The following is a 23,811-nucleotide window of genomic DNA, read 5'->3' on the forward strand; positions in this document are numbered from 1 at the left end:
CAGCTAAACAAAGGTCACGACTGATTTTTGCCATTATTTTCTCTTATGCGGCAATCCAAAAAATGGTTGTATTTCACAGGTGCTTTCTGCACCCTTTTCGTCATGTGGCAGCTGCTTTCTCCCATTTTTTTCAAGCAACAGGTTGCAATACACCGCTACATCCGAGACAGGGCCGCCGACCTCTTCCCACAACAGGTGGAAGACTTTACCGCCACCCTTGGGTTCACCCCGTTCATCGGTTCCAAAAAGCGGGAAAAATCGTCAGCTCACAACCGGCAGACGGTCCTCCTTATCTATGGCCTGGATGATCCGGGCAGGGTATGGATGAACCTGACACCTGCTCTGGCGGACAAAGGATTTGATGTTCACCTCTTCCAGTATCCCAATGACCAGCCCATTGCCCAATCCACCGCTTTCTTTCTCCGGGAACTCATAGCCCTCCGCGCTCGCGGCATATCCCGCGCCGCAGTTGTCGCCCACAGCATGGGGGCCCTCATTACCCGCAACCTGTTGACTGCTCCTCATATTGATTACCCACAGCTGGTGCAAGAGCAGCGGGTTCCATGCCTCCACCAGATGATCATGGTCGCTCCGCCAAACCATGGTTCGCAGATTGTCCGCTTTCGGGTACTCGGGGAGGTGCGAGATCAATTGGAACGGCTCATCAACGGCCAGTTCAATGGGCTCGGTTTTCTGCTTGATGGTGCCGGCGAGGCCAAACTCGACCTCTTGCCCGGCAGTCGCTTCCTGACGATCCTCAATCAACGCCCCCACCCTTCCGGGGTCAAGATGCTGATCATTGCAGGGATCGCTGCACCGTGGGGTGACGGGGAACTGCAAACCGGAATCAAGACAGCGCAGGATAATACCGGCCCGGGACACGCTCGGAAGGTCGACCCGTTAGAACACTTCATCCGCTCCCTTTCCCACAGGGTGGGTGATGGCCTGGTGCCCCTCGAGTCGACACGGCTGCCAGGTATCTCTCACCGGACTGTGCAGGGTAGCCACCTGACCATAATCCGTAACTTTACAAAAGACAGCACCAGGATTCCACCTGCAGTCCCGATTATTCTTCAGGCACTCCAGCAAGAGGAAAACACAAAAAAGCGGGAGCTTGACGCCCAGGACCGCAAACAAGGGTGAGCACGCAGAGCACACAGCGGCATCATGTGTTCCTCCATCCTTTCGCGTGAAGATTTGCAACAAAGTATTTACTTGTCCCCCCAAGAATACGTGGTATCTTCCAACCGCAGGAGCATCATTTTCTTTTTCTTCCCTCCCTCACCTAAACCACAAAAAGAGCATCATGTATCACCACCTTTTTGGGCCGGTCCCTTCACGAAGACTGGGCATATCGTTGGGCGTGGACCTTGTCCCACATAAAACCTGTACTCTGGACTGTATTTACTGTGAATGCGGCGAAACCACCAACCTGACCGTTGAACGAAAAGAATACGTCCCCGTGGATGCGGTACTCAAGGAACTGGCAGACTACTTTGCCAAGAACCCGGATCCGGACTACATCACCTTTTCCGGGGCAGGTGAACCGACCCTCAACTCCCGAATAGGCGAGGTTATCGCTTTTATCCGGCACCACAAGCCAAGTATAGCCATCGCGGTCCTTACCAATGGGACCCTGCTCGGCCAGGAGGAGGTAAGAAATGAGCTACTCGGTGCTGACCTGGTCATGCCCTCCCTGGACGCGGCATCTGCGCGCGGCCTCCAACAGATTAATCGACCTCACCCGTCAATTAATATAGAGGGCTATCTCCAGGGGCTCATTGCGTTCAGGTCGGCCTTCAATGGAAAATATCACCTGGAGGTTTTCATCCTGCCAGGATGCAATGACAGCCCGGAAGAACTCTCCCTGCTCAAGGCAGCGTTCGATCGAATACAGCCTGACCTGGTGCAACTCAACACCCTTGATCGCCCGGGTGTCATCGCCCAACTCGATCCCGCCGACAGCAGCGCATTGCAACGCATTGCCGATTTTTTCCTTCCCCATCCGGTGGAGGTCATCGCTGCGCCACCTGAACGCAAAGATCACCGTTCGTTTCGCAAAGATATGGAATCAGCGATCCTGGAAACCGTCATGCGCAGGCCCTGCACCATCCAGGACCTGGCTACTATTCTCGGAAGCCATATCAACGAGATTAACAAATACCTGGGAGTTCTTGAGGAGTCCGGCAAGATAGAAGCCGTCCGGGAGCAACGAGGTGTCTTCTACCAGGCCAAAAACAAATTTAGCGCCTGAAAGACCTCAGCTGGCCGCTTGACATCAGCATCACAAGAAAAATCGTAGAGAGAAGTACCCGACTAACGGACGTTTCACCCTGGCAGCGGGACACCCGTACCCTGCCCCTGGTGCTCTTCCATGGGATGTTGACTGCCTGGTTCAGGCCGTTGCAAGAAACATAGACGGCGTCAGAAAAAGGGGAATTTTTCGGGTATCCTGCCGCGCGGACCAGCTCCTTTACCACTGCTCCGCAGGAAAGACGAGAAGTGCTGATCACCCTGCCGTTTTGCAGAATTCACCACACAGGAAAAGCTTCCTGCGTTCAGCCCGCCAGCTGCAGCACAGGAAGCTTTCATTGGCAACGTGAGAAAGGCGAACGGGAGGTATATGATGCAACAGACGTTACTGCGCTGCCACCATGCGTCGGTTCAACCGAACAAAGCGGATACTGCCTGACCAATCACGGTTCCTGGAAAAACACCCATTCCGATAACGCCAAGCAGGGCCAGACCAAGCACAGCTGCAATGCCTGGCGAATAACTGACCTGAAAGCTCTCCTGCGGATCATCCATGTACATGTAACGGATCACCCGCAAATAAAAATATGCCGATATCGCACTGAAGACAACAGCCCCGATAACCGTGAAGGTATATCCTGCTGACAAGGCGGCTTTAAGCAGATAGAACTTCCCGGCAAATCCGGCCGTTGGCGGAATACCTGTGAGGGAAAACATAAACACCAGCATGAGTATCCCGGCCAGGGGATTAGCTTTGGCAAACCCCTTATAGTCTTCCAGATTTTCGCGACTGGAGTGTGGACTGTTCATCAACAGCAGCACTGCAAATGCCCCCATATTCATAAAAGCGTAGATAAACAGGTAACTCATGGTAGCCGCCACCCCTTCACTGGTTCCGGCGAGCAGACCCAGCAGCGCATATCCTGCATGCGCAACCGCAGAGTAGGCGAGCATTCGTTTTATGTTTTTCTGCGCCAGGGCTGTGATGTTGCCAATTCCCATGGTAAGCAGGGCAAGCAGAGCAAGCATATTTCCCATATCGCCATGCAGCTCCGGAAAACCGACGCTCAGTATTCTTCCAAAGATGGCAAAGCCGGCGGCTTTTGGGCCAACAGACATGAAGGCTGTTATAGATGTGGGAGCCCCTTCATACACATCCGGCGTCCAGAAATGAAATGGCGCAACTGCAACCTTAAAGCAGAGTCCGACCACCATCAGACCAAGCCCTGCCGCAAGAGCCCGGTTTTCCAGCAACCCTTCGGACACAACCAGCTGCGAAATATTGGCGAGATCCGTTGTTCCTGTTAATCCATACACCAGGGAAAGGCCGAACAGAAACAGTGTAGAGGAAAAGGCACCCATCAGAAAATATTTAATCGCCGCCTCTGCACTGCGTCCATCCGTCTTGTTCATGCCAACCAGACAATATACCGACAGCGCCATCAACTCCAGTCCAAGATAGAGCACCATCAGATCTGCTGCGGAGGCCATGATCAGCATTCCCACACAGGAGAGGAGGAGAAGACTGTAATATTCCCCTTCATGCATATTACGTATTCGCCGATAATGCTCACTCATAAGGGCGACCATGATGACCGACAGCAGGCAGATGGTCTTAAAAAAGATCGCGTATCTGTCCACGACAAACATTCCGCCAAAGCTGGAAGAATCCTGACTTCCAAGAACCATCCCCAGAACGGCGAGCGCTCCCAGAACCGTCATCCAGGGCATCAGGTCACGATATTTACTGCCAAGCAGGTCTAAAACTATCACCAGCAGTGCTATCGCTACCAACAGCATCTCCGGCAACAGCGGGGCAAACGTTGTCCAGTTAATCATTGCGGCCTCCCCTGCCGACTCCTTTGCGGTGCATCATTTAAGCTCTTCATCATCGTTCCATTGTTACTTGATCAAATGAGGGACAACCTGTACAGCTGTCTCAACAACCTGTTTTCCATGCACCTGATCCAGCAGATGTGCCACGGATACATGCACGAAGCTTAACAGAGCGTTCGGAAACAGCCCGATCCAGAAAATAAGCACAACCATGGGTACGAGGGTCACTATTTCTCTGGTATCCAGTTCCGGTAAACCACGCACTTTATCATTCACCGGATTGAAAAAGATCCGCTGGTAAAGCCACAACATATACCAGGCACCAAGAATGAGCCCGGTTGCGGCGAACACCGCAGCCCAGGGGCGGGCAACAAAGCCCCCAAGCAGGATAAGAAATTCACCAATAAACCCATTGGTTCCGGGCAGCCCAACAGCTGCCAGGGTAAACAGGAGGAAAAACGATGCAAAGACAGGCATGGTCGAAGCAAGCCCACCGTAATCAGCGATAGCCCTGGTGTGGGTACGCTCATAGACCATACCAATCCCTAAAAAGAGCGCCCCGGTCACAATACCATGGTTTATCATCTGTAAAATGCCGCCTTCAATGCCCTGGGTATTGAGGGCATACAGCCCTAAGGTGACAAATCCCATATGACTGACCGAGCTATACGCTATGAGCCGCTTCAAATCTGTCTGAGCAAGACAGATGATCGCTCCATAGACAATGCCAATGAGTGAGAGGACGATCATGGGAATCATCATTGCCTGGGTGGCATCCGGCAGGATGGGCATAGAGAAGCGCAGAAAACCGTATGCACCCATTTTAATCAGGATTCCTGCCAGGATCACCGAGCCGGCTGTCGGCGCTTCAGTGTGAGCATCCGGAAGCCAGGTATGTAACGGCCACATGGGCACTTTCACTGCAAAGGCCGCAAAAAAGGCCCAGAAAAGTATCAGCTGCAGCTTGAACGAATAGCTCTGCTCCGCCAGTTTCACGATATCAAAAGTCTGCCCGCCCTGGTTATACAGGGCAATAATCCCAACAAGCATCAGCAGGCTTCCCACCAGGGTATAGAGAAAAAACTTGACCGTTGCATACAACCGGTTTGGTCCACCCCAGATGCCGATGATGAGGAACATGGGGATGAGCATTGCTTCCCAGAAAATATAGAAAAGAAAAAAATCAAGAGCACAAAATACCCCGATCATTGCTCCCTCAAGAATGAGCAGGGCAACAAAAAACTCAAGCACCTTGGTCGTCACCGACTTCCAGGAAACCAGAATAGAGAGCAGGGTAATCAGGGCAGAAAGCAGGATAAAAAGGACAGAAATACCGTCGATGCCGACGCTGTAGTTGATGTTTAACGCCGGCACCCATGGATGGAACTCGGTAAACTGCATCAGGTGGGTGGTCTTGTCAAAAAGGAACCAGAGCGGCAAAGTGAGCAACAGTTCCACCATACTGATCGTTAACGCCATAGTGCGAATGGCCCAAAGGTTGTCCCGCTTTACGGTCAACAGAGAAAGGCCGCCAATGATGGGAAAGAAAATCAGAGTACTGAGCAGTGGAACTGACATACCGAATTACCGTCTTAAAAGGAAGGGCAAGTGCCCGGTTGATAGTCCAATCAGAAAATACACATCCAAATCAACACGCAGACCGCACCGCCTCCCATCCACGCAAGGTAGTGAGAGACCTGGCCATCCTGCAGCTTGCGCAGTTGAAAAGAAAAATTACCGATGGAAGCCGGGACACCATTGACCACCCGCTCGATGATATTGGTGTCGATGACCTTAAGTAAAACACGCTTGCTGAACTGCAAGGTCGGCTGAACAATTGACCTGTCATAGAGTTCATCGACAAAGTATTTATGTTTCAGCAACGTGTAGATGCCGCTCAAGCGTGCAGCGACTTTTCCCGGCAGTTCAGGGCGAGCAATATAGAGCAGCCAGGACAGCCCGATACCGCATATCCCGGCCACAATGGAACAGAGCATAAGCAGGAGTTCGCCTGTTGCAGAGATATCCACATGGGGATGGCCGAGGACAGGGGTAAGAAAAGCAGCCCAGTGATTATCTCCTCCAAGCACGGCAGGGACGCCAAACCAGCCAGCACACACAGCCCCTATGGCCAGGAAAACGAGGGGAACGGTGACCACTGGAGAAGATTCATGGAGATGCTCTTTCTGCTTTTGCGTGCCCCGGAACTCACCATGGAAAATGAGAAAAAAGAGGCGAAAAGAGTAAAAGGCGGTCATAAAGGCAACCAGCGTGCCAATGGCCCAGGCAAATTTTCCTGCACCAACAGGTGAGGTGAATGCCATCAGCAGGATTTCATCCTTGCTGAAAAATCCGGCCAGTCCTGGAATGCCGGCAATGGAGAGGGAGGCCAGTAAAAAGGTCCAGTAGGTAATGGGCATTTCTTTTCTCAATCCACCCATGGAGCCGACTTCCTGCTCATGATGCATGCCCAGAATGACTGAACCACAGCCGAGAAAAAGCAGCGCCTTGAAATAGGCATGGGTAAAGAGGTGAAAAACGCCAGCGGAATATGCTCCCACCCCGCAGGCCATGAACATGTATGCCAGCTGACTGACCGTGGAATAGGCAACGACCCGCTTGATGTCTGTCTGCACCAGGGCAATGGTTGCTGCGAACAAACAGGTCACAGCGCCCAAAATGGTGATCACGTTGAGGGCAAATGTTGACAGGGCAAAAAGCGGATTACACCTGGCGATGAGAAAGACCCCGGCAGTAACCATAGTGGCGGCATGAATCAGGGCACTGACTGGTGTTGGCCCTTCCATGGCATCAGGCAGCCAGACATGCAGCGGTATTTGCGCAGACTTGCCTATGGCCCCACAAAGCAGCAGGAGAGCAATCGCGGTCGGAAGATCAAAGGACCATCCGAAAATATTGAACGTCTGACCGACCATGGTCGATGCGGAGCCAAAAACGTCGTGGTAATGCAGTGAACCGAAGGTGACGAATATCAGGAAAAGGCCGAGGATAAAGCCGAAGTCACCAAATCGGTTGACAATAAAGGCCTTCTTGCCTGCATCGGCAGCAGATTTTTTCTCATAGTAAAACCCGATCAGCAGATACGAGGAGAGCCCCACCGCTTCCCAACCAAAAAAAAGCTGCATGAAGTTGTTCCCCAAAACCAGCATAAGCATGGAAAAGGTGAACAGGCTCAGGTAGGAGAAAAAACGATAATATCCCTCCTCCCCTTTCATATATCCAACCGAATAGATGTGTACCAGGGCACTGATGCTGGTTACAACTATCAGCATGACGGTCGTGAGTTGATCTACCAGGAAACCAACGGCAACCCTGGTATTGCCCGATTCAATCCAGGTGTATAGGTCCTGGTTAAAGGTGTGCCCGTTTTTCACGTTAAAAAAAGTCTGCACAGCACAGAAGAACGAAATCAGCACGGTACTGATCGGCAGCCAGTGCGCACGTACGCCCAGGTATTTTCCCCCCAGAAAAGTGATTACAAACGATGCTAGCGGTAAAAACACCAGGAGGAGTACAGGAGCGGGAATACTCCCGCCATCCACCGGTTGAACGATTTCTGGTCCCTCGGTTGCATGGTGCAGTGCATGCTCAGCATGTGCGCCTTCATGGTCAACAGGGGCACCATCGGCATGCGCGTCTGCCTGCATGGTCTCGGCAGTGGCTGCCTCTGCGGTGCCAGAGGCGGCGGGAAACTCGCTTGCCTGCGTGGAGGCCCAAGTGGTTGATACAGCCAGGCCGGCGAACAAAAACACCAGAATATACAGCAACGATCCTCTTTGGCGACTCATGCTCATCCCTTTAACTCATTCATTTGGTTGACATGGATGGCTCTTCTGCTTCGATAAAGGGAAATGGCAATGCCAAGCCCTATCGCTGCTTCTGCCGCAGCCACTGTGATGATAAAAAAAGTCAATACCTGTCCACGCATGGATTCGAGATAATAGCTCATGGCGACCAGGTTCAAGTTGACAGCGTTGAGCATCAACTCAACAGAAAGGAACATGATTATTACATTTCGCCGGGTGAGGAACCCACAGACACCAATGGCAAACAAGATGATCGCCAGGGTCATGTACCAACTCAAAGGTATCACTGTTTACACTCCTGAAAGGGCTTTTCCTGCCTTGTATTCAAGGAACAGGCACTTATTGCAATTGTTGGTTGTGCGTCGCCCAGTGGGACGATCACTCCATGTTCTCCGTCACGGCACCCTTTTTTCTCGCCAGCACAAGTCCGCCTATAACCGCCACCAGCAGTATCAATCCGGCAATTTCAAACGGCAGAATATAGGTGGTATACATGGCCTCACCCAGGGCTTTGGTGTGGGTCACTTCCTGCACCTTTTCCGGTGACCAATTCCCCTTTTGCCCCAGGACAAACGCGGGCAGAACTGTAATCAGCGTAACACCAAGGGCAGTGGCAATGGTGCGGCCAATCCACGATTGGGGAACAAAAGCATCCACTTTCAGCTCTTCACGCAGGTTGACCAGAAAAAGAACAAACAGGTAAAGCACAAGTATGGCTCCGGCATAGACAATAATCTGTACAGCGGCTAGGAACTCTGCGTGCAGGGTGAGATAGAGGCCGGCCATATGGAAAAAGAGAATCAAAACCATCAAGACCGAATGCACAGGATTGCGCAGGGTAATGGCCAGCAGGCCCGTACCAACGATGACCACAGCGCAGTAACAAAAAAATAGCTGATTAAACAGTTCCATGAATTTTCGTCCCAGGGAAAACTTTTCCTTATCCTTCCTTGCTCATCTGCAGAAAAAGGCGAGTAAGGCTGCACCTCTTCCGTTGCCTACCAGCTGCTCACCCTCCAGGGGCCTCATCGGTCCCCAGCCGGGTGCTATCGAGGCTCTGGAATGGTGGCCTTTGGTCCTACATACTGCCCTTCAATCGTCCAGTCAGGCGGCACTTCTCGTCGTTTGTCTGCTGTAAGAAGATGTTCGGGCATACCACGTTGGCGCCAGAAAGGGTTCACGTAGGCTTGGCCATCTTTTCCTGCAATGAACCGGTCCCACTCCCCCAGCATTGTCTCCATGTCAAAATACAGGGAATCCCGGTCAAAAGAGGAATATTCAAAAGCCTCAGTCAAGACAATGGCATCTACCGGACAGACCTCAACGCAATAAGCGCAATAGATGCACCTGAGCGCATCTATTGCATAACTGTCCACCACCCGACGTCCAGATTCATGGGTATGAAAACGAACTTTAATGCAACGCGAAGGACACACCATGACGCACCGCATGCAGGCGACACACTTGGTCTTCCCGCTTTCCTGATCGCGTACCAGGGCATGCTTGCCCCTGAAACCGACCCGTATTTCAGGTTTTTCCTGCGGGTATTCGCGCGTAATCGGCTTTGAAAACAACCGCCGCAAGGTTAACGCCATCCCCTGCAAAATCTCGGTTTGCAGTATGGTCTGAAAAATATTTCGTTTCGGCTTGTACTGGATCTGCATGTTCTCTCCTAACCGGCCATTCCTTTTATGACACCGGTAACAACAATATTTGCCAGGGCCAGAGGTATCAGGAGTTTCCAGCCAAGCGCCATGAGCTGATCATACCGGTATCGTGGAAGAGTGGCCCTGATCCAGATAAACAGGAACATGAAGCCGTAAATTTTGATCACCAGCCAGAAAGGTGGAAACAGTGGTACCGCAAATGGTCCATGCCAGCCGCCAACAAAACAGATAGCCCCAATGGCAGCCATAACCATCATGCCGATATATTCTGCCATGAAAAACATGGCATAGCGCATTCCACTGTATTCTGTACAATAGCCGGACACCAGTTCGGTTTCCGCTTCGGGTAAATCAAACGGAACCCGGTTGGTTTCTGCAAGCATGGAAATGAAAAAGACAAAAAAGCCGATAATCTGCGGAAAGAGATATATCTGTGTCCACCCTCCGCTCTGTGCCTGAACAATCTCCGAGAGATTCAGCGAGCCGGCCATCATCATCACGCCAACCAGGCTCAATCCCATGGAAATTTCATAACTGATCACCTGGGCCATGGAACGCAGACCGCCCAAAAAGGTGTACTTTGAGTTGGACGCCCACCCGGCAAGGATGATCCCGTAGCTGGCCAGTGAACTCATGGCAAAAATAAAGAGCAGGCCAATGTTGATATCTGCCAGGACCCATCCATCGGCAAATGGGAGGACAGCGAGCGAGGCCATCATTGCCACCAGGCTGATCACCGGGGCTACCCGGAAAGAAAAGGCATCTGCCTGCTCGGGGATGATGTCTTCCTTGAAAAAACTCTTGATGCCATCAGCAATTGGCTGCAGCAACCCGTGATATCCGACGCGCATGGGGCCCAGGCGGACCTGCATATGCCCGATTATTTTGCGTTCGAAATAGGTTGCGTAAGCCACGTGTAACATGACAATGGCAAAAAGAAGTAAAATCTGAATGAATATGAAGATAACCTGCATAGTATATCTCTCTCATCCGGTCCGGGCTGCTGCCCGTCCTGTTCAGGTGCTCAGCGGTCGCATTCCCCAAGCACCACGTCCAGACTGCCGATATTGGCAATCAAATCAGCAATGAGCTCACCTTTGCTCAAAGCCGGCAACGCTCCGATATGAATAAAGGATGGTGCTCTGATGTGCATGCGGTACGGTCGTGCGGTTCCGTCGCTGATAAAGTAAAACCCCAGCTCACCTTTCGGCACCTCTGTGGAGACGTAGATATCACCTTTCGGTAAGTGCTCTCGCTCCCGCGATATCCCTACAAGCCGGGTACCGTAGGTGGAGCGGCCATAGTGCACCTTTCTCGCTCCTTGGACCGGCATCAAGAGTTCTGGTGCATCTTTGGAAATGATTGGCCCGGGAGGCAGTTGATCGATACATTGCTGGAGTATGCGGTTGGACTGGTGCATCTCCTCCATCCGGCAGCGATAGCGCGCATAAATATCGCCATCTGTGCCCAGAGGAACCTCAAAATCAAGCTGACCATACACCTCATAGGGACGATGCTTCCGGATGTCGTAGTCTACACCGGAACCACGCAGGCAGGCGCCGGTCAACCCAAGCGAAAGGGCCTCCTCGCCTGATACGTATCCTACACCGACCGTTCGTTTCAGCCAGATGCGATTGGTATCTATGAGGGTTTCATATTCGGCAATCTTGCTGGGAAAGATATTGATAAAACGCTGCAGCTCTTCAATGAAACGAACGGTGACATCCTGACGCACCCCGCCAATGCGAGGATAGGAAAAAGTCAACCGAGCCCCGCATAACTCTTCAAAAAGATCGAGCAGAATTTCCCGTTCCCTGAAGCAATAGAGAAACACCGTCATCGCCCCTATGTCGAGGGCATGGGTGGCCAGCCAAAGCAGGTGTGAGGCTATACGCGACATTTCGCAGGCAATGGTTCGGATATACTTGGCCCTGACCGGTACGTTGATGTCGAGCAGCTGCTCGACAGCGAGGCAGAAACCGACATTGTTGGACATAGCCGCTATGTAGTCCAAACGGTCGGTCAGGACCATGGCCTGAGCATAGGTCCTATTTTCGGCAAACTTATCAAACCCCCGGTGCAGGTATCCAACATGGGGGGTGCATTCAACGATGGTCTCCCCATCCAACTCCAAATCAACCCGCAAAACCCCGTGGGTTGCAGGATGCTGAGGCCCCATCTTTATGGAATACCGGTCACCATCAGCAACAGGGACCTCGATGCTGGTCTGCTCTGTATCACTCATGCTTTTCCCCTGGTTCCTGTGCGGTGCTCCCTTTGTCCGTGCCAGATTGCTGGCTGGAAAAGTCGTATTTTGCCAACTTCGCCACCTTTTCCTGCAGGTCGATCATACCCTGCCATTCCTTTTTGCCTTTAAGGCTATATTCCTTGCGCAACGGGAATCCTTCCCAGTCATCTGGCAGCAGGATCCGCCGCAAATCGGGATGATTGTTAAAGGTGATGCCGAACAGGTCAAAGCATTCACGTTCGTGCCAGTTTGCCCCTGTCCACACTCCGGTCACAGAATCAATCGACGGATCATTCTCCGGAATCATTGCACGAATGCGCAGCGAATGGCGGTGGCTGATAGAATAAAGATTATACACCACCTCAAACCGCTCCCCCTTTTCAAGTTGTCGTTTCTTATTGTCAACCCCGCAAAGGTCCATGAGATGGTTCATCTGCACTTCAGGCATGTCGCGCAGCCACTGCATCATTGCAACGATCCGTTCTCGCCGAACGAGTACACCGACCTGTCCCTGGTAGGCAATAGATTCAAGGACCTCACCAGGAAACGCGGTATCAAGCCGCCTGACTATCTCCATTGGCTCCATCGATATTGCTCCTGGTCAATTTTTTCCTGGAGTTTGAGAAACCCTTCCAACAGGGCCTCCGGACGAGGCGGGCAGCCGGGGACATACACATCCACAGGCAGGATCTGATCAACCCCCTGAGTAACTGCGTAGGTTTCAAATATGCCACCGCTGCAGGCACAACTGCCCATGGCCAAAACGTAGCGTGGTTCAGGCATCTGATCATAGACCCGACGCAGTACCGGCGACATCTTTTTGGTCAGGGTACCGGCCACAACCATACAGTCTGCCTGGCGGGGGCTGGCCCGAAAGATGATGCCGAAACGGTCCAGGTCATTGGTCGAAGCTCCAGCATCCATCATTTCGATGGCACAACAGGCCAAACCGAATGTTACCGGCCAGATTGATCCTGATCGACTCCAGTTGACGATTTTGTTGAGTGGTCCGATGAGGGTATTTGCGCCGGGAATCATCCGAACGCCTTCCTCAATTTCGACCAGGCCCGGCGCCTTTATTTCTCCCATTGCAGAATCTCCTTCTTCCAGGCATAGATGTAGCCGATCAACAGCAGGAAGATAAAAATACACATTTCCACCAAGGCGAAGAGGCCCAGTTTATCGTACACAATCGCCCAAGGATAGAGATAAATCGCCTCCACATCAAAGACCACAAAGAGGATGGCGATCAGGTAAAACTTGACCGAAAAACGCATCCGTGGCTCTTCGGTCGGCTCGTTACCCGACTCGTAGGCAATCAACTTTTCACGGTAAGGCCTGGACAGTCTGAAAAAACGACCAACAAACAGAGTGACCAGACCAAAGCCGATCCCAAAAAGCGTGAGTAAAATCAGCGCGAGGTACTCTTGGGGAAACGCCTGTTCAGTCATGATGTATCCTGCGGTTTTAGTCTCTGTACTTTCGGAGTCCCTCGGCAAACTGCTGCCGCTTTTCTGCCGATGCCTTGTCTGGTGTGGTGAAGGTGAGGGCGTCGGTCACGCACTTGGAGACGCAGGCCGGCTCCAATCCTTCATCAATGCGATCCATACATAGATTACATTTTCCGACTTTGCCGGTCTTCCCGTTCCATTGCGGCACGCCCCACGGACAGGCAGTGATGCAGGCTTTACACCCTACACACTTGCTCTCTTTGACAAAGACGATCCCGTCCTTGCTTCTGCGCTGCATTGCATCTGTGGGACAGGCATCGATACACCATGCCTTTTCACAGTGGAAGCATGACATATAGATAAATTCGTATTTTGGCACCCCTTTGGTCACCTGAGGGCCGACGGTCATAATTTTACAGAAATTTATGTCGCCCGAGGTATCGTTTTGCACCGAACAGTGCGCTTCGCAGGCACGACAGCCAATGCACTTGTCAACATTGTGCGATACGTAATATTTACTCATTCTCTACTCCGCTTGCTCGCCATGAGGCGGCTGGTTATTTCTCGTTTAGCAACAGATCCTGCTTATTCAGCTTCTGGCGGCTGATCACAACGCTTTACCGCAACAAAGGCCTCGCAGAGGTTGATACCACCCCCCAGTTTATCCCATTGATCAATCAGGCCTGCCATAAGTCGCTGATCACTGACGCCTCTTTTGTAGGTGCGCTTCTGCAAGGGGACCTGACGACCGAATCCGTGCAGGGTAAACACCGCTTCCGGGTGAATGTAGTCGGTCACGAATGCAGGTGCCACGCCATTGTAGCCGTCTTGCCCCGTAACCTCAACCCAGTCGCCCTGCGCAATGCCGAGTTTGGCCGCAGCATCAGTATGAATCCACAGGGTATTGCGATCCATCATTTTGTTGAGCAAAGGATTGTTTTGCGTATGGCTATGCGTATGCACGGCACTGCGCCCGAATATCAGACGGAACTGGCCTTCAGGAGGGGCCTCGGGACTCTCGTACGGCTTCAAGGATTCCAACCCAAGATCTGCCAACTTGTTGCTGATAATTTCAATTTTCCCTGATGGCGTCTTGAATTTGGAACCAAGATCCTCCCGATCGTAGTACACCGCTGTATCGCTCAAGGCAATATAGCCTTTCTCCTCAAAATCTTCCACGCTGTACCCTGTGGGTTCAAGCTGCCAATTCCAGAGATCTTCGATGGTCTGATAGGGGAAATGCTCGCTTACGCCCATCTTCTCTGCAAGCAGCTTAAAAATCTCCCATCCGCCTTTGGTATCAAAACGCGGGGTCACCGCCTGCTGGCGCCGAGCAAGCCGGGGTTTCAGCCCTTTCTGTACGACAATATGATTATCCCGCTCTAGAAAAGTGGACTCCGGAAGAATTACGTCACTGAACCAGCCGAATTCGCTGTAATGGGCATCGATGGATACCAACAGTTCGCAATTATTAAAATATTCAAACTGTTTTGCCGGATCGGGCATGGCGGTAAACGGGTCATGACGCATGGCGATCCAGGCCTTGACGGGATATGGCTTGCCGGTTTCCATTGCAGGGAAAAGCAGATGGGCCAGGCCGGGACCTTTATCGAATTGCGCCAGCTCTGTGCCGCACCCGTCTGCCCGGTCAATTGCAGGTTTTGCCAGATCAATGGTATTGATCCCTTTTTTGCCGCAATCACCTGGTCCCTTGGGAAAAAACTGACCGCCGACGATCTCTATATTTCCCATTAATACATTGAGGATGTGGATCATGCGGCTGGAATAGAACGAATCCCTGTAGCGGGCCAGATTCCAACCAGGATGAAAAATCACTTTCGGGCGATCCTCATTGAGTTCCTGTACAAAATCCTTGATAGACTGTTCGTCAACGCCACATTCCGCAGCTGCCCAGGCGGGGGTGTAAGGTTCAACAAAGCTGCACAGCTCATTAAAGCCGCTTACATACTTTTCAATGAATTCAGCATCATAGGCATGCTGCTTGATGATCTCATGCACCATCGCCAGGGCAAGAGCGTAATCTGTTCCCGGTTTTACAAGAAAAAGTCTGGTAGCCTTACTTGACGTTTCATTTACCCGAACTTCGACATGGGTCATTCGACCGCCGTTTTGCAGCATGTCTATAACAGCGCGATTCTCACTGATCTTCAATGCGGAAAACATATCCCGGCCAAAGGAAACGACATGTTTGGCGTTTTTGAAATCGTATTGCAATCCTTTGCGTCCCAGTCCGTACACTGAAAGGCTGGCATGGTGCGTGTTCCGGCCGCAGGTGTTATCATGGTTTGTGTAGTTGGGCGAACCGATGGCATGGCAGAATGTTTTATACAGGTTTTGCCAGGGGCCACCCCTGGAGGAGACAACAACAGACTCTTTTCCATGCTGTTCCTGAATGGACTGCAATCGCTCGGCGATATACTCAAGAGCCTCGTCCCAGGTTGCCTGCTTCCACTTGCCGGCGCCTCTTTCTCCATCACGAATAAGTGGAGATTGCGGCCGCTGGTTATCGTTCACCAGGGCAACACCGGCAGCACCTCGTGCACACAGGGCACCCCCAATCAAATCACGATTCCCCTCCATCCAGGTCACCTGGTTGTCCTCTACTTCTACTCGGATAGGACAACGCACGGTGCACATCCCACATATGGAATAAACTGACTTTTTCATACTCACCTCTTCTTCCTTCACAACGTTTTATGGCTCTTCACGATACAGCATGATCGTAAAATAGATTTTTACAGCGCACCATTTTCTCGACCTAAACGACCTAAGCGAAGAAATGCTGAGTGGTAAAGCAGCCGTACGCTGAACAGGGTGAGAAAATTCCTTCGTCTTCCTCAGTTTGCCAGAAAAAGAGGAAACAGGGCAATCTGCCTGGTAATCCGGCAGAACCGCTATCCAATTCATCGATGACCTGCGCTGGAAACGCTCTCACCGTAACTATTTGATGTAACTTTACTATTTCTCCGGTCGTGCACAGTAACGAAAAACCGGCAGAAAAAAAACACTATTTTTATTTACAATAGAATCAGTAAAATTGATGAAATATACCACTCGCTCTTGCCCGCATTTTCAACAGCACTGTCGGACAAGCTTTTGCTCTCAGTGCTGGGCCCTATTGCAGCGGCACAACCGGTCAAGCGCAACAGAACGAACGAGGCTTTGGCCATGACCCTCCACGGTTTTCCTGCCACCTTGTAACCAAGGGACGCAGCTTTGATACCGATTTGACCTGACATCGCCTTCACGTCGCAATTTCATGCAAACATCACACCACATTTGAAGGGCAAATCCCCTCACCCCCCCTTTTGATCTGATCAGCACCAGAACACCCCTTTGCCGTACCAGGCGTTCCCTGGACGGACATATACTCTGACCACATAATCGCCCAACAAACGTAGCGAGAACGCTTGAACAACAAAACAACCTTCAATCGGTCTTTCACTCTGCACCTTGCCTTGGGAGAGGTGCAGAATAATTAGCTCCATCTTTGGAGGCTCGCGTTCGGGAGATGAATCGCGTATAGAGTGCAGACATAATGCAACAAAAATGTTGCACCACGTGTACTTATCCAACGTAACCTTTTTCAGCTAACTTATTAAGTTTACATATATTACCGATGGCGCATCAAAAAAGATGCACCGCCCTTTGCCATGTCCTCTCTTTTGTTATTTCAGGTAGATCACGGCAGAAAGAGATTTTTCCCTCTTTCTTTTGTGCTTTTCTGCAACTTTTTGGTTGCACCCTGTCGCCATTTTTCCGTAATCTTCCATTTCACCATTTCTCCGCAGGAACAAACAACCATCTAACAAAATGACATTGCGTTTAAAAACAGCTGATAATCGACACAGCCTTCAGTCAGGCATGAATAGTGCTTGCCTTCCTGTATTCAACAAAAATACTACGATATGACACGATACGCTTTTCACATAGGGTTCTCTGCCATCGTCCTGCTCCTGTTGCCCGACTGTGCCCTTGCTCTCCAGCCGCACAGCGCTCCGGAAGGGCTGTATGTACATCAGATGTCTCACCTGCTGTTCATGGGTGCGCTTATCTATCTCTACCTGCATACACGGCATACTCCTGAACTCGACAACAAGGGCTGGCATTATCTGCAGCTTTTCTGCATCCTCTTTGCCGGATGGAACCTGCTGGCCCTCATAGGCCATGAAGCCGCCAAATTTCTTGAACCAACAGATTTTTTCCACAGGGCTAGCTGGCGCGAACAGATATCACCGCCCATGACGCCGATAAAGCTGCTCTATTTCATTACGAAAATGGACCATCTGCTCTATGTACCTGCACTCTTGTTTCTGGTGATTGGGCTGCGCAGCTTCTGTAAGGATGTTCGCCGTCAGGAGAAAGAAAGATGACCAGCCTGCCGTTGCTGCCCGCCCATATTGTCGACATCTTCGGTTCAGGAATGGCTATCTTCCTCTCGTTTCTTGCATTCCGTTACTCCAGAATCCTGGTCAAAACTGAGCCGAACAACTTTATCTGGGGCTTTCTCTTCTATTTTTGCGTAGCCATGGCAGCCTTTTCCCTGAGCCGCGGAGTGGGACATATTGCCCGTATTCTGCTGGTATTCAGTGGGTATGCAGACGTCTGGAAAAAACTCTCCCCCTACTCCGGGGGGTTTAACACCATGCTGATCATCTCCACCGCGGCTGTTACCATCTATTATCATAAGGGACTCGATGCTTACAAGGCACTCCGCTTTGAAGCCGAAAAACTCGCTGATGCCAATACCCGGTTATTCGCCAGTGCCGCGCAACTCAAAGAGCTCAACACCCACCTGGAAGAGATGGTGGAGGAGCGTACCCGCAACCTGTCCAAATCAGAAAAAAAATTCCGTAAATTTTTCGAAAATTCGAAGGATATCATATATTTTTGCGACGCGCTCGGCTACCTCTCCAGTATCAACAGAAGCGGTAAGGAGTTGCTGGCGCTCCCCAACGACCTGAACAACATCAGTTTATTTGATCTCTTTGCTAATGAGAAGGACCGAAAACAGTACATCCAAGAACTGGAACACAATGGTTTTGTTCGTGACCTCGAGGTTGAATGCCAGGGGCTTGACGGATCGACCCACCATATCCTGTTCACCGCCAACACCGTCTATGACCAAGAGGACAACATGATTGGCTGCGAAGGCATCGGGAAGGATATGACCAGATTGAAAACCATCACCAACCAGCTTATTAACCGTGAAAAAATGGCATCTGTCGGCGAAATGGCTGCCGGCGTTGCTCATGAGATCAATACCCCGCTCGGCATTATCCTGGGCTACACCCAGCTAATGATGGATGATTACCCGCCTGACTCAGAAGCCCATGCCAACCTCAAGGTCATGGAAAGGCAGACCAAAGCCTGCCGAAGGATAGTCGCTGACCTGCTCAAATTTTCCCGTCAATCAGAGAGCATAAAAGCTCCGTTGGATGTCAATGGCGTCATTGAGGAGGTTCTTGCTGTATCCGAGCACTCACTCAATATCCAGCAAGTGACCGTGCTGCGCGATTTTGAGCAGGGATTACCTCAAGTCGTCGGCGACGCGGAAAAGCTCCGCCAGGTATTTATCAACCTGTTCAATAACGCACAATACGCCATGGGTGAGGCTGGCGGACAGATCATTGTTCGCACAACCACCCAGGAGCAGTATGTACAGATTTCGGTCATAGACACGGGGACAGGCATCCCGGAAGAGATACAAAACAGAATTTTTGATCCCTTTTTCACTACCAAGGAAGTGGGTAAAGGCACCGGACTCGGTCTTTCCGTCATTTATGGCATTATCCAGGAGCATGGCGGCACCATTGGAGTAGAAAGTCCGGTGACCGACCCGAAAACCGGGGACAAGATGAAGGGTACAGCATTCATCATTCAGCTGCCCATACCAGTAGCCGACCACAGTCAACCCAAGGAGAAGAGATAACCATGGCAGAAATAGTTGTGTTGGACGATGTGCTTGATGCAGTGGTCCTTGTCCAGAAGATTCTCACCCGCCAGGGCCATAACGTCCAGACATTCACCGAAGAGCAGGAAGCAATCGATTATGTGGGGAAAAACGAAGTTGACCTCGCCATCCTGGATATCAAGCTGAAAAAAATGAGCGGAGTCCAGGTGCTCGAGGAAATGAAAAAACGCAGACCCGAGCTCAAAGCCATCATGCTGACCGGCTACCCCACCCTTGAAACTGCCCAAACAGCCATTGAACTGGGTGCTGCCGAATACTGCGTCAAACCCATTGACATAGCAGAGCTGAAAGAAAAGGTGACCCAGGTCCTGTCGAGTTGATCAGCCAGTACCGGTGTATGCCGCACCACAGAAAACGAAAGCAGAGGATGGAACAATCGATTGTTTCCCTCAGAGGATTGGGCGCTCCGTGCTGCTCAGTTCAACTCAAGCCCCAACGAGATGAAATGAGGTTGAGTGAAACGAACCTATCAAGAATGCGCTGGACGCGGAGAACGTGTGAACACCGTCTGTTCATGCATTCCGCAGGCAAACACTTTTGCTTTGGCCGGTGATCGATTTGGATACGCCCGTGAAGACCAAACGACACATGATCGACAGTGACTTTCTCAAAGTATACCAGGAAGTTACTCGCTTAACAAGCACGGTGCATTCACCCCAGGAGGTGATGGACCTGGTGGTTTGTCGGCTCCCAGCCCTGCTTGAGGTGGATGCTGCCACGATCAGACTTTATGACCGGGACACAGACACCTTTGTTCTCGGAGCCGCCTGGGGGGTCTCGGACGAATACCTCTCCCGTTCCACTATTGATACGAAAGAGGTCATGTCCACCCTGATGCAGGGCCGCCCTACTGCACGCAACAATATTGACGTAACCTGCGACCATGATAGCTGCGCTTTTATCTCCGACGAGGGGGTCAAGAGCGCCATGTCGCTGCCAATCATCTATAAAGAAAAGATTACCGGCCTGTTGCGCCTTCTGACCAAGGATCAGCGGGAATTCTCCCAGGTCGAAATCGATTTTGCCATGTCGTTGGCCGAACAGGTGGGGGTAGCCATTTCCAACAGCGCCATGTTTCAGCAACTGGAAAACCAGGTCCATTTTTTCACCGCGCAAAGGGAAATATCCAAGCTGGTCAACTCCACCCTCAATCTGGAGGAAATACTGGCGGCCATTGTGGAGAAGCTCCCAGGAATAATGAACGTAACGGGGTGCACCATCCGGCTCCTGCAGCCGGCAACCAACCGTCTCGAGCTGGTGGCGGCATCCGGTGTATCGGAGAATTATCTCAATCGCGGCAGCATCAACCGTGAGGACTCGATCTTTAAAGTCCTCAGAGGCAAACCGGTTGCAATCTACGATGCGGCCAATGACCCACGGGTCGATTACCATGAGGAAATCAGGGCAGAGGGGATCAAGTCCATTCTCGCAATCCCGATCAAAAACGAACAGGAAATCATTGGGGTGTTGCGCCTGCTCAGCGACAACCATCGCTCCTTTTCAGCCAGTGATATTCATTTTGCGGAAACCGTGGCCAAGGAAGGCGGCAATGCCATTGAAAAGGCCAGGCTCTACCGCAAAATCAACCTATTGTTCAACCAGATCGAAGAACATGAACGGTTTCTACAGACCATTCTTGACGCGCTCTGGCTGGAATTGCTGGTTGTAGACCCTGACCATCGAATCATCATGGCCAATCGACATTTCCTCACCCGGCACGGGTGGACAGAGGAGGACATTCTTGGACGTCGATACCGTTCTGTTTCCCCCTGGCTGGACAAGAACCGGCAGGAATGCCCGCTGGAGCAGGTTTTCAGCTCATGCCGTCCGGTGACGGTAGTAAAACAGTACCAGGAAAGAGACCGTACCCGCTGGTACGAACGCCACCTGACCCCTATCGCCAATGAGGGCGGCGAGGTGGAATTCGTTGTTGAGGCCGTCAATGACATCACTGATCAGGTCATGCTCGAACAGGAGCACTCCCAGCGAATGAAACTGGAAGGAGTGGTTGAAATGGCCGGTACCGCCGCCCATGAACTCAATACGCCGCTGTTTGCTGCGCTTGGCACTGCCCAGTTGCTGTACGATGACCTGCCTGAGCAGGAAATGAGGGAAGAGATGGACACGATCATCACCAACCTGCAAAAGCTGAGCACCCTGACCCGTAAGATGATCGACGTAACCGGCTATTCGAGCAGTGATTATGTGGGTGAAACCCGCATTGTCGCTCTCCACGGTGACCAACAACCGCCCGACAAGGGCGATAAATAAACAGACCTGGAGGTATAAGGTGATTGATATGTGTATGGATACGGCTCGCGTGATGATGGAACGATGGAAACAGTTTCTTCTCTCTCCGACAGGGGTGTACCTGTACGCCGTTATTACCAGCGGAATCGGGGTGTTGATCCTGTTGGGGTTCTTTTCCCTCTTCCTTTCGCCAGGAGCACTCCCGCTGCTGATGCCGCTGATGATCGCCTTTAACGCGGCAGGGGCAGGCTATGGGCTGCTCGATAAATGCCAAACCTTTCCCCGGCCTGCCATCGCCCTGATGAGCATAGCCGTTGTACTCGCTCTGGTCGGTGTCGTTGGCCTTGCCTACCTTCAACCGTGGCGATCACCCTTTGCCCCGACCATGGCCATACCGGCCCTGGTCGGTAGTGTGGCTGCCACCTGCTTCGGAGCATGGATAGCGCGTAAAAAACACTCTGACCACTAAGGATATGACAACCCATTTTGACTGAGGAGGTGCCGCAACAAGACTTTTTCCATCACCCTTTGTGCGCAATTTACCATCAATATTAATAAGGAGAAATCAGTATGAAAATCATGCGCATCCCGATGCTTACGCTGATGAGTCTCACCGCCTTTCTTCTGGTGAGCCTGCAGAACGTAAGTGCAGCAGTTAACATCACCACCGACGGCAAGGTCGGCGATACGGTTACCATTGAAGGGACCATTGAGCCCGGCAAGGAACTCTACCTCACCATTGCCCAGCAAAGTGAGTTCAAGCCGGCAGATGCCACCATGCCCCATGAGAAAAAGAAATTCAGTAGCGAAACCCAGAAACAAGGTTTCGGGATGGATACCTCTATCCCGCCTCTGTACTATGTCCTTACAAGCAACCCGGGAGCATTTGGTCAAAAAACGGATACCAAGTTCGGCGGCCCCAGCATAATCTTCAAAAAAGGCCAGGGACTCTACTCCACCACCAAGTTTCAGCTGACAAAAGATTTCGACGCTATTGACGCGACCGCAAAAGCTGGCCTTGGACCCATCGCCTCTCAAGAGGAGTGGACATTCCTCAAGTGGGCCAATGAAAGCAGCTACGGTATCAACACCATCGTTAAAGAAGGCAGCAAGGTTGGCAAGATCGTTATTTTCTCCCGAACCGTTCTCCAGGACGAATCCAGCGGCAACTACTGGGACAAGGGAACAAAGGTCAATCTTGACAAGGCAACCGGTAAATTCACCGCTACCTTTGACACCTTCCGTCACACCCCACCAGACACCAAGTTTGACGTATATGTCAACGGCGCGAAAGAAGCTGACTTCTCCCTTGCGGGTAAAGGTTTCTGGCTCGCTAAAGGATACCGCTACATGAATCCGCTGTGGATCACCATCGGCGCCATCCTGGTTGGTACCTACTTCTCCATGATCGGTGCCGCAGGCGGTCTGCTGATGGCGGCCTTCCAGGTACTCGTGGTGCAGACCGCAGGTCCGGTTGGTGTGAACGCTGCCAACGTACTCAAGCCTTCCAACATGGCTCTGACCCTTTTCTCCCCACTGGGCTCTTTCTACAGATTCGCCGTTGTTGAAAAGCGAGTTGCATGGCCTGTCGGTATTTCTTTTGGTGTTGGTATTTTCATCGGCTCCATCTGGCTGGGTAAATACGTTTCTGCACTGCTGCCGATGTCCTCCTATAAAGAGTGGCTCGCTATTCTCGTTGTCCTCATGGGGATCAAGACCCTCACCGAGATGACCCCCAAGGCCATGAACAAGCGCAAGAACATCAAGGCAATGACCCAGAAGTTCAATGCGGCGGTGAAAAAAGCCAAAGAGACCGGCGAGGCCATGGAAATGGGTTCGATCGAACCTGTAAAAACTGGTCTGACCGACTACCGGTTCAAGTTCTGGGGTGAAGAGTTCCGCATCAACCCACTGCTTTTTGCATTCCTCGGTGTTCTCATCGGTATCGTTTCCCGTGCCTTTGGTATCGGCGGAGGGTTCCTCCTCGTACCAGCAATGACCTCTATTGGTGCGCTGCCAATGTACGTTGCCGTACCTATCTCTCTGATCGGTACCTGTTTTTCCAGTATCGGATCTTTCTTTGGGTATGTTGTAATCGGGTACTGGCCTGACTGGGTTCTTGCCGGTGCTATTATCATCGGTGGTTTTGCCGGTGGTATGCTCGGCAGCCGTGCACAGAAGCTGTTTAGTGAAATGCAACTCAAGGTCGTTCTGGCCTTAACCCTGTTCTTCCTCTTTTTCCGTTTTTTCAAGATCGAAGTATGGATCTAACAGGAAAAAAGCT

The 23,811-nt window shown here is 51.5% G+C and carries 21 protein-coding genes; 8 read left to right on the top strand and 13 right to left on the bottom strand.

Features of this window, described 5'->3' with window-relative positions; translation table 11 throughout:
- Positions 1-102: 102 nt before the first annotated feature.
- The gene (locus tag ACZ52Z_RS09040) at positions 103-1,143 is read left to right on the top strand and encodes an esterase/lipase family protein (protein WP_464270409.1); all 1,041 of its coding nucleotides are present in this window, start codon (positions 103-105) and stop codon (positions 1,141-1,143) included.
- Between the two features lie 163 nt (positions 1,144-1,306).
- A complete protein-coding gene (locus tag ACZ52Z_RS09045) occupies positions 1,307-2,254 on the top strand; it encodes a radical SAM protein (RefSeq protein ID WP_464270410.1) in 948 nt (315 codons plus the stop codon).
- Positions 2,255-2,664: 410 nt separating this feature from the next.
- Here the strand turns inward: ACZ52Z_RS09045 and ACZ52Z_RS09050 are convergent, their stop codons facing one another.
- From ACZ52Z_RS09050 to ACZ52Z_RS09110, 13 genes are all read right to left on the bottom strand, one after another.
- On the bottom strand, positions 2,665-4,092 hold the full coding sequence (locus ACZ52Z_RS09050) for an NADH-quinone oxidoreductase subunit N (RefSeq protein ID WP_464270411.1): 1,428 nt from the start codon (positions 4,090-4,092) through the stop codon (positions 2,665-2,667).
- A gap of 63 nt (positions 4,093-4,155) precedes the next feature.
- Positions 4,156-5,667, bottom strand: coding sequence for an NADH-quinone oxidoreductase subunit M (locus ACZ52Z_RS09055; protein WP_464270412.1), 1,512 nt, complete (start codon positions 5,665-5,667; stop codon positions 4,156-4,158).
- 50 nt (positions 5,668-5,717) lie between these two features.
- Positions 5,718-7,898, bottom strand: a complete 2,181-nt coding sequence (nuoL, locus tag ACZ52Z_RS09060; protein ID WP_464270413.1) for an NADH-quinone oxidoreductase subunit L — start codon at positions 7,896-7,898, stop codon at positions 5,718-5,720.
- Positions 7,899-7,900: 2 nt separating this feature from the next.
- The gene (gene nuoK / locus ACZ52Z_RS09065) at positions 7,901-8,203 is read right to left on the bottom strand and encodes an NADH-quinone oxidoreductase subunit NuoK (protein WP_464270414.1); all 303 of its coding nucleotides are present in this window, start codon (positions 8,201-8,203) and stop codon (positions 7,901-7,903) included.
- A 91-nt stretch (positions 8,204-8,294) separates the two neighbouring features.
- On the bottom strand, positions 8,295-8,828 hold the full coding sequence (locus tag ACZ52Z_RS09070; RefSeq protein WP_464270415.1) for an NADH-quinone oxidoreductase subunit J family protein: 534 nt from the start codon (positions 8,826-8,828) through the stop codon (positions 8,295-8,297).
- A 134-nt stretch (positions 8,829-8,962) separates the two neighbouring features.
- The gene (locus tag ACZ52Z_RS09075; RefSeq protein WP_464270416.1) at positions 8,963-9,580 is read right to left on the bottom strand and encodes a NuoI/complex I 23 kDa subunit family protein; all 618 of its coding nucleotides are present in this window, start codon (positions 9,578-9,580) and stop codon (positions 8,963-8,965) included.
- A gap of 8 nt (positions 9,581-9,588) precedes the next feature.
- Positions 9,589-10,557, bottom strand: coding sequence for an NADH-quinone oxidoreductase subunit NuoH (gene nuoH, locus ACZ52Z_RS09080; protein ID WP_464270417.1), 969 nt, complete (start codon positions 10,555-10,557; stop codon positions 9,589-9,591).
- 50 nt (positions 10,558-10,607) lie between these two features.
- Positions 10,608-11,828, bottom strand: coding sequence for an NADH-quinone oxidoreductase subunit D (locus tag ACZ52Z_RS09085; protein WP_464270418.1), 1,221 nt, complete (start codon positions 11,826-11,828; stop codon positions 10,608-10,610).
- Positions 11,821-12,417, bottom strand: coding sequence for an NADH-quinone oxidoreductase subunit C (locus ACZ52Z_RS09090; protein WP_464270419.1), 597 nt, complete (start codon positions 12,415-12,417; stop codon positions 11,821-11,823). Before ACZ52Z_RS09090 ends, ACZ52Z_RS09085 begins: the two co-directional genes overlap by 8 nt.
- Positions 12,399-12,869, bottom strand: a complete 471-nt coding sequence (locus ACZ52Z_RS09095) for an NADH-quinone oxidoreductase subunit B (protein ID WP_464270778.1) — start codon at positions 12,867-12,869, stop codon at positions 12,399-12,401. The genes ACZ52Z_RS09090 and ACZ52Z_RS09095 overlap by 19 nt, the downstream gene beginning before the upstream one ends.
- 38 nt (positions 12,870-12,907) lie before the next feature.
- Complete coding sequence (locus ACZ52Z_RS09100) at positions 12,908-13,282, bottom strand: NADH-quinone oxidoreductase subunit A (protein ID WP_464270420.1); 375 nt, start codon at positions 13,280-13,282, stop codon at positions 12,908-12,910.
- A 16-nt stretch (positions 13,283-13,298) separates the two neighbouring features.
- Entirely contained in the window at positions 13,299-13,805 is a 507-nt protein-coding gene (locus ACZ52Z_RS09105) for a 4Fe-4S dicluster domain-containing protein (RefSeq protein ID WP_464270421.1), read from the bottom strand.
- Positions 13,806-13,867: 62 nt separating this feature from the next.
- A complete protein-coding gene (locus ACZ52Z_RS09110; RefSeq protein WP_464270422.1) occupies positions 13,868-15,970 on the bottom strand; it encodes a molybdopterin-containing oxidoreductase family protein in 2,103 nt (700 codons plus the stop codon).
- 1,241 nt (positions 15,971-17,211) lie between these two features.
- Between ACZ52Z_RS09110 and ACZ52Z_RS09115 the strand changes: the two genes are divergently transcribed.
- From ACZ52Z_RS09115 to ACZ52Z_RS09140, 6 genes are all read left to right on the top strand, one after another.
- Positions 17,212-17,676, top strand: coding sequence for a hypothetical protein (locus ACZ52Z_RS09115; RefSeq protein ID WP_464270423.1), 465 nt, complete (start codon positions 17,212-17,214; stop codon positions 17,674-17,676).
- Positions 17,673-19,235, top strand: a complete 1,563-nt coding sequence (locus ACZ52Z_RS09120; RefSeq protein WP_464270424.1) for a two-component system sensor histidine kinase NtrB — start codon at positions 17,673-17,675, stop codon at positions 19,233-19,235. Before ACZ52Z_RS09115 ends, ACZ52Z_RS09120 begins: the two co-directional genes overlap by 4 nt.
- 2 nt (positions 19,236-19,237) lie before the next feature.
- Entirely contained in the window at positions 19,238-19,597 is a 360-nt protein-coding gene (locus ACZ52Z_RS09125) for a response regulator (RefSeq protein ID WP_464270425.1), read from the top strand.
- Between the two features lie 250 nt (positions 19,598-19,847).
- Complete coding sequence (locus ACZ52Z_RS09130) at positions 19,848-21,548, top strand: GAF domain-containing protein (protein WP_464270426.1); 1,701 nt, start codon at positions 19,848-19,850, stop codon at positions 21,546-21,548.
- A 19-nt stretch (positions 21,549-21,567) separates the two neighbouring features.
- On the top strand, positions 21,568-21,996 hold the full coding sequence (locus tag ACZ52Z_RS09135) for a hypothetical protein (protein WP_464270427.1): 429 nt from the start codon (positions 21,568-21,570) through the stop codon (positions 21,994-21,996).
- A gap of 101 nt (positions 21,997-22,097) precedes the next feature.
- A complete protein-coding gene (locus tag ACZ52Z_RS09140) occupies positions 22,098-23,798 on the top strand; it encodes a sulfite exporter TauE/SafE family protein (RefSeq protein WP_464270428.1) in 1,701 nt (566 codons plus the stop codon).
- The last annotated feature ends 13 nt before the right edge of the window (positions 23,799-23,811 follow it).

The sequence above is a fragment of the Desulfogranum aggregans genome (genome assembly GCF_055398265.1).

What these genes read in the sequence shown, in the direction of transcription:
- ACZ52Z_RS09040 (WP_464270409.1), top strand. Translation starts at nt 103, where the DNA reads ATGTGGCAGCTGCTTTCTCCCATTTTTTTCAAGCAACAGGTTGCAATA.
- ACZ52Z_RS09045 (WP_464270410.1), top strand. Translation starts at nt 1,307, where the DNA reads ATGTATCACCACCTTTTTGGGCCGGTCCCTTCACGAAGACTGGGCATA.
- ACZ52Z_RS09050 (WP_464270411.1), bottom strand. Translation starts at nt 4,092, where the DNA reads ATGATTAACTGGACAACGTTTGCCCCGCTGTTGCCGGAGATGCTGTTG.
- ACZ52Z_RS09055 (WP_464270412.1), bottom strand. Translation starts at nt 5,667, where the DNA reads ATGTCAGTTCCACTGCTCAGTACTCTGATTTTCTTTCCCATCATTGGC.
- nuoL (WP_464270413.1), bottom strand. Translation starts at nt 7,898, where the DNA reads ATGAGTCGCCAAAGAGGATCGTTGCTGTATATTCTGGTGTTTTTGTTC.
- ACZ52Z_RS09070 (WP_464270415.1), bottom strand. Translation starts at nt 8,828, where the DNA reads ATGGAACTGTTTAATCAGCTATTTTTTTGTTACTGCGCTGTGGTCATC.
- ACZ52Z_RS09075 (WP_464270416.1), bottom strand. Translation starts at nt 9,580, where the DNA reads ATGCAGATCCAGTACAAGCCGAAACGAAATATTTTTCAGACCATACTG.
- nuoH (WP_464270417.1), bottom strand. Translation starts at nt 10,557, where the DNA reads ATGCAGGTTATCTTCATATTCATTCAGATTTTACTTCTTTTTGCCATT.
- ACZ52Z_RS09085 (WP_464270418.1), bottom strand. Translation starts at nt 11,828, where the DNA reads ATGAGTGATACAGAGCAGACCAGCATCGAGGTCCCTGTTGCTGATGGT.
- ACZ52Z_RS09090 (WP_464270419.1), bottom strand. Translation starts at nt 12,417, where the DNA reads ATGGAGCCAATGGAGATAGTCAGGCGGCTTGATACCGCGTTTCCTGGT.
- ACZ52Z_RS09095 (WP_464270778.1), bottom strand. Translation starts at nt 12,869, where the DNA reads ATGATTCCCGGCGCAAATACCCTCATCGGACCACTCAACAAAATCGTC.
- ACZ52Z_RS09100 (WP_464270420.1), bottom strand. Translation starts at nt 13,282, where the DNA reads ATGACTGAACAGGCGTTTCCCCAAGAGTACCTCGCGCTGATTTTACTC.
- ACZ52Z_RS09105 (WP_464270421.1), bottom strand. Translation starts at nt 13,805, where the DNA reads ATGAGTAAATATTACGTATCGCACAATGTTGACAAGTGCATTGGCTGT.
- ACZ52Z_RS09110 (WP_464270422.1), bottom strand. Translation starts at nt 15,970, where the DNA reads ATGAAAAAGTCAGTTTATTCCATATGTGGGATGTGCACCGTGCGTTGT.
- ACZ52Z_RS09115 (WP_464270423.1), top strand. Translation starts at nt 17,212, where the DNA reads ATGACACGATACGCTTTTCACATAGGGTTCTCTGCCATCGTCCTGCTC.
- ACZ52Z_RS09120 (WP_464270424.1), top strand. Translation starts at nt 17,673, where the DNA reads ATGACCAGCCTGCCGTTGCTGCCCGCCCATATTGTCGACATCTTCGGT.
- ACZ52Z_RS09125 (WP_464270425.1), top strand. Translation starts at nt 19,238, where the DNA reads ATGGCAGAAATAGTTGTGTTGGACGATGTGCTTGATGCAGTGGTCCTT.
- ACZ52Z_RS09140 (WP_464270428.1), top strand. Translation starts at nt 22,098, where the DNA reads ATGAAAATCATGCGCATCCCGATGCTTACGCTGATGAGTCTCACCGCC.